A 9,379-nucleotide genomic window follows, 5' to 3' on the forward strand; every position below is an offset into this window, starting at 1 on the left:
TTTCATATGATACCATCTCCCGGCCGACAGGAGACTTCAGCCATGAACATCCAGACGCCGTCCCAGAGCCGCGACCTGTTCGAGAACCCCCTCGGCACCGACGGGTTCGAGTTCGTCGAGTTCACCTCGCCCGAGCCCGAGCGGCTGAAGCATCTGTTCGAGCTGATGGGCTTCACGGCGGTCTCGAAGCACCGCTCCAAGAACGTGCTGCGCTTCCGCCAGGGCGACATCAACTTCATCCTGAACATGGAGCCGACCGGCCAGGCCGCCGAGTTCCGGGAGGCGCACGGTCCTTCCGCCAACGCCATGGCCTTCCGCGTGCGCGACGCCGCCAAGGCCTTCCAGATGGCGCTTGAGCGGGGCGCGACGCCGGTGCAGGGGCCGGTCGGCCCGATGGAGCTGAACATCCCGGCCATCGAGGGCATCGGCGGCTCGAACCTCTACCTCGTCGACCGCTACGGCGCGCAGGAGATCTACGACGTCGACTTCGTGCCGATCCCCGGCGCCGAGGAGGCGATGGCCCGGAACAGCGTGGGCCTGACCTACCTCGACCACCTGACCCACAACGTCCACCGCGGCCAGATGGCCAGGTGGGCCGACTTCTACGAGCGCATCTTCAATTTCCGCGAGATCCGCTACTTCGACATCGAGGGCAAGCAGACCGCGCTGGTTTCCAAGGCCATGACCAGCCCCTGCGGCAAGATCCGCATCCCGCTCAACGAGAGCCAGGACGAGCACTCGCAGATCGAGGAGTTCCTGAAGGACTACAAGGGCGAGGGCATCCAGCACGTGGCGCTGGGGACCGACGACATCTACCACGCCGTCGAGACCATGCGGGACCGGGGCGTCCGCTTCCAGGACACCATCGACACCTACTTCGAGGGCATCGACGCGCGCATCCCCGGCCACGGCGAGGACGTCCAGCGCTTGCAGGCCGACAAGATCCTCATCGACGGCGCGCCCACCGAGGGCCAGGGCCTGCTGCTGCAGATCTTCACCGAGAACATGATCGGCCCGATCTTCTTCGAGCTCATCCAGCGCAAGGGCAACGAGGGCTTCGGCGAAGGCAACTTCAAGGCCTTGTTCGAAAGCATCGAACTCGATCAGATCAGGAGAGGAGTCCTCCCGGCTAAGGAAGCGTGATGCGTGTCGTCCTCGGTGTTCTGGCGGTCTTGTTGATGTCTGTAGCGGGTACGGCCGAGGCGCGGCCGAAATGGGCGCTGGTGGTGCACGGGGGCGCCGGCGTCATCGAGCGCGCGGACCTGACGCCGGAGCAGGACAAGGCCTATCGCGAGGCCATGGCCAAGGTGGCGACCGTGGGCGCCGAGGTCCTGAAGCGGGGCGGCTCGGCGCTGGACGCGATCGAGGCGGCCATCCGCATCCTCGAGGATGACCCGCTGTTCAACTCGGGCCGCGGCGCGGTCTTCACCGCCGAGGGGCGCAACGAGCTGGACAGTTCGGTGATGGACGGGGCGACCCTGAAGGCCGGGGCGGTGGCCGGCGTCACCACCACCCGCCACCCGATCTCGCTCGCCCGCGCGGTGATGGAGAAGTCGCCGCACGTCATGCTGATGGGCGCCGGCGCCGATGCGTTCGCCCGGACCCAGGGGCTGGAGCAGGTGGACCCGTCCTATTTCTTCACCCAGCGCCGCTGGGACGCGCTGGAGAAGGCGCTGAAGGAGCAGGGCCTGCCGATCCCCGCCAAGCCGGCGGGCGTTCCCGAGAAGGCCGACCAGCGCGCCGAACTGCAGTTCGACGAGGGCGGCCACCGCGCCAACCTGGCCCAGGTCGAGAAGAAGTACGGCACGGTGGGCGTCGTCGCCCTGGACAGCCAGGGGAACGTGGCGGCCGGGACCTCCACGGGCGGGACCACGGCCAAGCGCTGGGGCCGGGTGGGCGATTCCCCGATCATCGGGGCCGGCACCTACGCGTCGAACAAGTCCTGCGCCGTCTCGGCCACGGGCACCGGCGAGTACTTCATCCGCCTGACGGTGGCGCGCGAGATCTGCGCCCTGGTGGAATACAGGGGCCTCTCCCTCCAGGCCGCCGCGGATCAGGTGATCCAGAAGGAGTTGACGGCCCTGGGCGGCGACGGCGGGATCATCGCCGTGGCGCCCGACGGCCAGATGGCCTGGAGCTTCAACACCTCGGGCATGTACCGGGCCCGAATCGCCGACGGCCAGCCGCTGACGGTCGGCATCTACAAGGACGATCCGTGATGGCGAAGGGCGACTGGATCCCGGTCCGCGCGGCCGAGGGCGTCCACTCGAAGCAGGCGCACGCCGACCTGCCGGAAGGCACCTACGAGCGGGAAATCTCCAAGGAGGGCTTCTTCGGCCCGGCCGCCTTCCTGCATCATCGCCATCCGCCCACCGGCTGGGTGAAGTTCGAGGGGCCCCTGCGGCCCCGCGCCTTCGACCTGGCCCGGCTGAACGCCGCCGAGTCCTCGCCGTGGGCCGCGCGCACCGTTCTCCACAACGCCGCGACCGAGGTCCGCTTCTGGAAGCTGGATCGGGCCATGCCGGCGCTGGCCCGCAACGCCGACGGCGACCAGCTCCTGTTCGTCCACGCGGGCGAGGGCGAGCTGTTCTGCGACTACGGCCGCCTGCGCTACCGGGCCGGCGACTACCTCTACCTGCCGCGCGGGACCATGTGGCGGCTGACGCCCGGCTCGCCGACGGCCATCCTCATGGTCGAGGCGACGAACACCCATTTCCGCCTGCCCGACAAGGGCCTGATGGGCGGCCACGCGCTGTTCGATCCCGCGATCCTCGAGACTCCCGCCATGGACGAGGCCTTCAAGGCCCACCAGGCGGAGACGGGCGAGTTCCGGGTCGAGATCAAGAAGCGCGGCGAGGTCTCGGTGGTGACCTATCCGTGGAACCCGCTGGATGCTGTGGGCTGGCACGGCGACCTCGCCCCCGTTCGCCTGAACGTGCGCGACATCCGGCCGGTGATGAGCCACCGCTACCACCTGCCGCCGTCGGTCCACTCGACCTTCGTGTCGGACCGCTTCGTGGTCTGCACCTTCGCCCCGCGGCCGTTCGAGAGCGACCCGGGGGCGTTGAAGGTCCCCTTCTTCCACAACAACGACGACTACGACGAGGTGTTGTTCTACCACGCCGGCGACTTCTTCAGCCGCGACCATATCGAGGCCGGCATGATGACCTTCCACCCGTCGGGCTTCACCCACGGCCCGCACCCGAAGGCGCTGAAGAACATGCTGGTCCAGCCCAAGCCGGCCACCGACGAGTACGCCGTGATGATCGACACCCGCGACCCGCTGGAGGTCGGCGAGGCCGCCTCTTCGGTCGAGAACCCCGCCTACGTCGACAGTTGGAAGGGCGCATGAGCCTGGACGCCGACCTCGGCGCGGCGGCGCAGGACGAGCTGGAGCGGGCCTGCACGCTCGCCTGGCGCGAACTCGCCGACCACACGCCGTGGGGCGACACCTTCGAGGGTTTCACGCCGGCCGGCCGCGAGGTCTGCATCGAACGCACCTACCTCTGGGACGGCCCGCCGGGCAGCGACATCCGCGTCGAGGTCACCGTCTATGAGCCCGAGGCCTACGAGGCGGGCGTGAAGCTGACCGGCGCGATCCCGCGCGAACCTTCCGACATCCGGAGTCACTGAATGAAGCTCGCCTCGCTGAAGGGCGGCCGCGACGGCCGTCTGGTCGTGGTCTCCAACGACCTGGCCTGGTACTCGCCGGCCGACCGGATCGCCCTGACCCTGCAGGACGCGCTCGACGACTGGGACCGCTGCGAGCCGGACCTGCGCGGCCTGGCCGAGAGCCTGGAGCACGGCTCGGTCCCCAAGGCGCGCTTCCACGAGCACGAGGCCGAAAGCCCCCTGCCGCGGGCCTACCAATGGGCGGACGGCTCGGCCTATGTGAACCACGTCGCCCTGGTCCGTCAGGCCCGCGGCGCCGAGATGCCCGAAAGCTTCTGGACCGATCCGCTCATGTACCAGGGCGGCTCTGACGGCTTCCTGGCGCCCCGCGATCCGATCCCGCTGAAGGACGAGGCCTGGGGCTGCGACCTGGAGGCCGAGGTGGCGGTGATCACCGGCGACGTGCCGATGGGCGCGAGCCGCGAGGAGGCGCTGGCCGCCATCCGCCTCGTCATGCTGTGCAACGACGTGTCGCTGCGCAACCTGATCCCGGGCGAACTCGCCAAGGGTTTCGGCTTCTTCCAGTCCAAGCCCGCTTCGGCCTTTTCGCCGGTGGCGGTGACGCCCGATTCCCTGCCCAACTGGAAGGATGGGAAGCTGCATGGGGCGCTGGAGGTGGAGTTGAACGGCAAGCCGCTGGGCTGCGCCGACGCCGGCGTGGACATGACCTTCGACTTCGGGACGCTGGTGGCGCACGCGGCGAAGACGCGCGCGCTGGGGGCTGGAACGATCATCGGCTCGGGCACCGTCTCCAACCGGGGTGTGGACGGCGGCCCCGGCAAGCCGATCGCCGATGGCGGCGTGGGCTACTCGTGCCTGGCCGAGGTCCGGACCATCGAGACGATCCGGGACGGCAAGCCCTCGACGCCGTTCCTCAAGGCCGGCGACACCGTGCGGATCGAGATGGTCGACGCCCGGCGCCACACCGTCTTCGGCGCCATCGAACAGGAGGTCGTCCGCGCATGAGCCTGGTGCGGCCCGAGCGCGAAGAGGAGGGGCTGAGGCTCGACGCCTACCTGCCCTACCGGCTGTCGGTGGCTTCGAACGCCGTTTCGGGCCTGATCGCGCGCGCCTACCAGGACCGCTTCGGGCTGACGATCCCGCAGTGGCGGCTGATCTGCGTGCTGGCCGAGGACGGCGCCCTTACTCAGGGACAGATCGTGGCGCGCACGGTGATGGACAAGGTGACGGTGAGCCGCGCCACCCAGGGGCTCGTGAAGCGCCATCTGGTGGCCCGCTCGGAACACCATGCCGACGCGCGCAGCCATGTGCTGGCGCTGACCACCGAGGGGCGGCGGCTGTACGCCGAGATCGCGCCGCTGGCGCTGGCCTACGAGGCGGCGCTTATCGCGGGACTGGCGCCCGAGGAGGTGACCCTCCTGAAACGCCTGCTCGCGCGGCTCCAGGCCGCGGCCGGGCAGCTCAACGGGGAAGACCCGCCGAACGTCAGCCTGCGCTGAGCGCCGGGGCGTTCAGTGGAGGTAGGCGGGTTCGACCCGGACGCCCCAGCGGTGCGACCCCTCGCCGAAAGGCAGGTGGAAGCCGAAGGCGGCGCGCTTGCGCTCGTCGCGCCAGTACTCCTCGAAGGAGACGATGAGCGCGCTCTGCAGCTCTTCCGGGATCTGACGGACATCGTGGCCAAGGCTCCTGGCCACTTGCTCGATCACCAGCGTCCGGTGCGCTTCGCCGCCGAACGACAGGAGGACCTCACGGACACGTTTCGCCAGGGAATCCTTCCGGGCGACCGGCTTTTTGCCGGGGAGCGCGTCGTGGGCGATATCAGGCGTCTTCTGCATGACGCCGCCACCTTGCCGCCCACTCGTTTATCGGCCGGTTAAACGGCACGGCGAACGGATGGTTAATTTCGCGCCCTGGTTTAGTTCCGTTCAGCCGCCACCCAGAACGACCGCCAGGTGATAGACGACGAACGAGGCGAGATAGGCCAGCGTGAGCATGTAGGCGAACATCACGCCCATCCAGCCCCACGAGTTGGTCTCGCGCTTCACGACGCCCAGCGTCGCCACGCACTGGGGTGCGAAGACGTACCAGGCGAGGAACGACAGGCCGGTGGCCAGCGACCAGTGCTCGGCCAGCCGCGCGCCCAGGGCGCCGACGTTGGCCTCGGCGTCGCCGACGGCGTAGACCGTGCCCAGCGCCGCCACCGCCACCTCGCGGGCCGCGAAGCCGGGGATCAGGGCCACGACCATCTGCCAGTTGAAGCCGATCGGGGCGAAGAGCGGCTGGATCGCGTGGCCGAGCATGCCGGCGATGCTGTAGTCGATGGCCGGCGCCGTCGCGTCCGGCGGCGGGGCCGGGAAGGTCGAAAGGAACCAGACCACGATCATCAGCGGCAGGATGATCCGGCCGGCCCGCCCGAGGAAGACCTGGGCCCGGAGCAGCAGGTTGCGAGCCACGTTCTCGGCCGAGGGGACCTTGTAGGTGGGCAGCTCCATCAGGAACGGCTCGACGGCGCCCCGCCAGAAGACCCGGCGGATCACGAACGAGACGAGGAGCGCGCTGGCGATCCCCGCGGCGTAGAGGCCGAACATCACGAGGCCCTGAAGATTCAGGCCGAGCCCCACCGTCCGGTTCGGGATGAAGGCGCCGATGATCAGGGTGTAGACGGGAATCCGCGCCGAGCAGGTCATCAAGGGCGCCACCAGGATGGTGGTCATCCGGTCGCGCTTCTGGTCGATCACCCGGGCGGCCATGATGCCGGGGATGGCGCAGGCGAAGCTGGAGAGCAGCGGGATGAAGGCGCGGCCGTGCAGGCCGGCGCCGCCCATGATCCGGTCCATCAGGAAGGCGGCCCGGGCCATGTAGCCGAAGTCCTCCAGCAGGATGATGAACAGGAACAGGATCAGGATCTGGGGCAGGAAGACGATCACGCTGCCCACCCCGGCGATCAGGCCGTCGGCGATGAAGCTGCGCAGCAGGCCCTCGGGCAGGGTCTGGCCGATGGCGGCCCCCAGCCAGGCGAAGCCGCCGTCGATGCCGTCCATCAGCGGCGCGGCCCAGGCGAACACCGCCTGGAACATCAGGAAGAGGATGGCGAGCAGGATGGCCAGGCCCGCCACGGGATGGAGCAGCACCGCGTCGATCCTGCCGGTCAGGGTGTCCGGGTGTTCGGGCGGGCGGACATAGGTCTTGAGGATCCGCTGGGCCTCGCGGTGGGCGGCGCGGATCTCGCCGGCGTCCGGCTCGCGCCAGACGTTGGCGTGCGGAACCGCGCCCTCCTCGATCAGGGCCTCGGCCTGGGCCACCAGGTCGTCGATCCCGCGCTTGCGCGTGGCCACCGTGGTCACGATGGGGCAGCCCAGCTCGCGGCGCAGGCCGTCGAGGTCGATGCGCAGGCCTTGGCGCTGGGCGATGTCGTACATGTTGAGGGCCAGCACCATCGGCCGGCCCACGGCCTTCAGCTCCAGGATCAGGCGCAGCACGAGGCGCAGGTTGGTGGCGTCGGCCACGGCCACCACAACGTCGGGCGGCGTCTCGCCGGCCAGCTTGCCGAGCACGGCGTCGCGGGTGACCGCCTCGTCCGGGCTGCGGGCGCGCAGCGAATAGGTGCCGGGCAGGTCGAGGATCGACAGCGCACGGCCGTGGGCGGTGGTGACGAAGCCCTCCTTCCGCTCGACGGTGACGCCGGCGTAGTTGGCCACCTTCTGGCGGCTGCCGGTCAGGGCGTTGAAGAGGGCGGTCTTGCCGGTGTTGGGGTTGCCGACCAGGGCGATGCGCGCCGGCCGGAGAACGGCGTCGCTCATGCGCGGGACTTGTCCAGCAGCACCCACACATCCTCGGCGTCGCGGCGGCGCAGCGCCACGCGCATGTCGTCGAGCTTCACGGCGATGGGGTCATGGCGGATGGCGCCCTCGTGCAGGACCTCCAGCCTCGCGCCCTCGACGAAGCCGAATTCCAGCAGGCGGCGCTGGAGCTCCTCCACGTCGACGCCGTGGTCGGCGGGATGGCTCTCGGCGCGGACGTCCACGATCACCCCGGCCTCGCCCGGCCGCGCCGTGGAGAGGCGCACCAGGCGTCCGTCGGCCGCGCCCTCCGGGGGCGTGGCGTTCACCGGATCAGCGACCGTGTCGAACATGTACAGACGTCCCGACATCCGCAGAAAATGCGAACGATTATCAATTAGAGCCAACCCGGCCCGACCGCAAGGCTTCGCGTTGACGCAGGCGGTCCGGGACCTGATGGGGCGCAGCGCCTCCTTGGCGAACGCCATCTGGGAGGGTAGTTAGACCAACGCTGCGGGCGTGGCGAAATGGTAGACGCGGCGGACTCAAAAGCCAGGAACGCCTACCTTTCGCTGTAAAATCAGCGGCTTGAGAAGGCTTCCGACTTACACATGTCTTGCACACCTGCTCAGCAGGAGCCCAAGACATGGCGGCGGAACGCTACACCCTCCTCGACGGTCGAGTTCACGTCTATCGGCGCGAGAACAGCCGCTTCTGGCAATGCGCCATCTACCTGAGCGGTCGGAACCACCGCTCGTCCACGCATCAGGACCGGCTCGACGCGGCGCTGACGGTTGCTCGCGAATGGGCGCTCGACCGCATCGCCGAGGACCGGCTGGGCGCCCGAAGCCTATCGCTGAACGAGGCGGTGGCTACGGACACACCGCTCACCCCCACCACGGCGGCAGCCAAAACCTTCAGGCAGGCCGCGGAAGCCTTCATGACCGAGTACCGTGTGCTCACGGCCGGCGAGCGGAACGCGCGCTATGTCGAGAACAAGGAAAGGCACCTGAAGCTCTATCTGCTGCCGTTCTTCGGCACTCGGCCCGTGAGCGAGGTCACGGCTGGGCTGATCCAGCAGTACCGTGTCGCTCGGCTCAACAATGCGAGCGGCAGGCGGCCTGCCCGGAGCACCCTGCACCAGGAGATGGTGACCCTGCGCCAAGTGCTCAAATCGGCGAACCGCCACGGCTGGATCGCTGCCGTTCCAGACATGTCGGCGCCCTACAAGACATCCGGCAAAATTGCCCACCGCGCGTGGTTCTCACCTGAGGAGTACGTGCGGCTGCGCGCCGCGACCGCCGAGCGCGCCCGCAACCCGAAGCGCGACCGTTGGCGCGCCGAGTGCGAGCTCTTCCACGACTTCGTGGAGATCATGGCGAACACAGGCCTTCGCCCCGATGAAGCCCAGCGCCTCGAGATGCGAGACGTAAAGGTCGTGACGGACACCGCCACTCAGCAACGCATCCTGGAGATTGAAGTACGCGGCAAGCGCGGTGTCGGCTTCTGCAAGAGCACCCCTGACGCGGTCGCGCCGTTCGAGCGGCTGCTGAAGCGGCGAGGCGTGTCCCAGCCGACCGATCTCGTGTTCGGAAAGATCCAGCGGCAGCTCTTAAACGCCGTGCTCGACGAGCTTGGCCTCAAGGAGGATCGCGACGGCAATCCGCGCACCGCGTACAGCCTACGTCACACCTACATCTGCCTGCGCCTACTGGAAGGCGCCGACATCTACCAGGTGGCCAAGAACTGCCGCACCAGCGTCGAGATGATCGAGAAGTTCTACGCATCTCACATCAAGACGCGTCTCGATGCAGCGGCCCTCAACGGCCGTGGTCAATCGCGGAAGGAACCTTCCGCGTCAAAGGCGCTGGCGAACGCCTAGCGCCTCCTTGGCGAACGCCTCCTCGCCAGCTAGATAGTTCTCTGCCGCGGGCGTGGCGAAACTGGTAGACGCACGGCACTCAAAA

Annotated in this window: 10 protein-coding genes; 7 read left to right on the forward strand and 3 right to left on the reverse strand. The window is 68.6% G+C overall.

The window, feature by feature from the left end; translation table 11 throughout:
* Nucleotides 1-42 precede the first annotated feature (42 nt).
* The 6 genes from hppD to ACK4TT_RS16525 are packed head-to-tail and all read left to right on the forward strand — an operon-like array spanning nt 43 to nt 5,132.
* Complete coding sequence (gene hppD / locus ACK4TT_RS16500; RefSeq protein ID WP_409642002.1) at nt 43-1,143, forward strand: 4-hydroxyphenylpyruvate dioxygenase; 1,101 nt, start codon at nt 43-45, stop codon at nt 1,141-1,143.
* A gap of 35 nt (nt 1,144-1,178) precedes the next feature.
* Nucleotides 1,179-2,219, forward strand: a complete 1,041-nt coding sequence (locus ACK4TT_RS16505) for an isoaspartyl peptidase/L-asparaginase family protein (protein ID WP_409642005.1) — start codon at nt 1,179-1,181, stop codon at nt 2,217-2,219.
* Nucleotides 2,219-3,352 carry a homogentisate 1,2-dioxygenase gene (locus ACK4TT_RS16510; RefSeq protein WP_409642007.1) on the forward strand — a complete coding sequence of 378 codons (1,134 nt, stop codon included), beginning with the start codon at nt 2,219-2,221 and terminating at the stop codon, nt 3,350-3,352. The genes ACK4TT_RS16505 and ACK4TT_RS16510 overlap by 1 nt, the downstream gene beginning before the upstream one ends.
* Entirely contained in the window at nt 3,349-3,633 is a 285-nt protein-coding gene (locus ACK4TT_RS16515) for a hypothetical protein (protein ID WP_409642010.1), read from the forward strand. Before ACK4TT_RS16510 ends, ACK4TT_RS16515 begins: the two co-directional genes overlap by 4 nt.
* Nucleotides 3,634-4,638 carry a fumarylacetoacetate hydrolase family protein gene (locus tag ACK4TT_RS16520; protein ID WP_409642013.1) on the forward strand — a complete coding sequence of 335 codons (1,005 nt, stop codon included), beginning with the start codon at nt 3,634-3,636 and terminating at the stop codon, nt 4,636-4,638.
* Nucleotides 4,635-5,132 carry a MarR family winged helix-turn-helix transcriptional regulator gene (locus ACK4TT_RS16525; RefSeq protein WP_409642016.1) on the forward strand — a complete coding sequence of 166 codons (498 nt, stop codon included), beginning with the start codon at nt 4,635-4,637 and terminating at the stop codon, nt 5,130-5,132. Before ACK4TT_RS16520 ends, ACK4TT_RS16525 begins: the two co-directional genes overlap by 4 nt.
* 12 nt (nt 5,133-5,144) lie before the next feature.
* Here the strand turns inward: ACK4TT_RS16525 and ACK4TT_RS16530 are convergent, their stop codons facing one another.
* The 3 genes from ACK4TT_RS16530 to ACK4TT_RS16540 form a co-directional block, all read right to left on the reverse strand.
* Nucleotides 5,145-5,468 carry a hypothetical protein gene (locus ACK4TT_RS16530; protein ID WP_409642019.1) on the reverse strand — a complete coding sequence of 108 codons (324 nt, stop codon included), beginning with the start codon at nt 5,466-5,468 and terminating at the stop codon, nt 5,145-5,147.
* Nucleotides 5,469-5,558: 90 nt separating this feature from the next.
* On the reverse strand, nt 5,559-7,433 hold the full coding sequence (locus ACK4TT_RS16535; protein WP_409642022.1) for a ferrous iron transporter B: 1,875 nt from the start codon (nt 7,431-7,433) through the stop codon (nt 5,559-5,561).
* Nucleotides 7,430-7,765, reverse strand: coding sequence for a ferrous iron transport protein A (locus ACK4TT_RS16540; RefSeq protein ID WP_409642025.1), 336 nt, complete (start codon nt 7,763-7,765; stop codon nt 7,430-7,432). Before ACK4TT_RS16540 ends, ACK4TT_RS16535 begins: the two co-directional genes overlap by 4 nt.
* Nucleotides 7,766-8,058: 293 nt before the next feature.
* Between ACK4TT_RS16540 and ACK4TT_RS16545 the strand changes: the two genes are divergently transcribed.
* Nucleotides 8,059-9,294 carry a tyrosine-type recombinase/integrase gene (locus tag ACK4TT_RS16545; RefSeq protein ID WP_410213436.1) on the forward strand — a complete coding sequence of 412 codons (1,236 nt, stop codon included), beginning with the start codon at nt 8,059-8,061 and terminating at the stop codon, nt 9,292-9,294.
* The last annotated feature ends 85 nt before the right edge of the window (nt 9,295-9,379 follow it).

Origin of the sequence: Phenylobacterium sp., from assembly GCF_046463815.1 — a bacterium.
GTDB lineage: Bacteria > Pseudomonadota > Alphaproteobacteria > Caulobacterales > Caulobacteraceae > Phenylobacterium.

Bases quoted from the DNA above. Each gene is read 5' to 3' on its own strand.
- hppD (WP_409642002.1), top strand. From the start codon at position 43: ATGAACATCCAGACGCCGTCCCAGAGCCGCGACCTGTTCGAGAACCCC.
- ACK4TT_RS16505 (WP_409642005.1), top strand. From the start codon at position 1,179: ATGTCTGTAGCGGGTACGGCCGAGGCGCGGCCGAAATGGGCGCTGGTG.
- ACK4TT_RS16510 (WP_409642007.1), top strand. From the start codon at position 2,219: ATGGCGAAGGGCGACTGGATCCCGGTCCGCGCGGCCGAGGGCGTCCAC.
- ACK4TT_RS16515 (WP_409642010.1), top strand. From the start codon at position 3,349: ATGAGCCTGGACGCCGACCTCGGCGCGGCGGCGCAGGACGAGCTGGAG.
- ACK4TT_RS16520 (WP_409642013.1), top strand. From the start codon at position 3,634: ATGAAGCTCGCCTCGCTGAAGGGCGGCCGCGACGGCCGTCTGGTCGTG.
- ACK4TT_RS16525 (WP_409642016.1), top strand. From the start codon at position 4,635: ATGAGCCTGGTGCGGCCCGAGCGCGAAGAGGAGGGGCTGAGGCTCGAC.
- ACK4TT_RS16530 (WP_409642019.1), bottom strand. From the start codon at position 5,468: ATGCAGAAGACGCCTGATATCGCCCACGACGCGCTCCCCGGCAAAAAG.
- ACK4TT_RS16535 (WP_409642022.1), bottom strand. From the start codon at position 7,433: ATGAGCGACGCCGTTCTCCGGCCGGCGCGCATCGCCCTGGTCGGCAAC.
- ACK4TT_RS16540 (WP_409642025.1), bottom strand. From the start codon at position 7,765: ATGTTCGACACGGTCGCTGATCCGGTGAACGCCACGCCCCCGGAGGGC.
- ACK4TT_RS16545 (WP_410213436.1), top strand. From the start codon at position 8,059: ATGGCGGCGGAACGCTACACCCTCCTCGACGGTCGAGTTCACGTCTAT.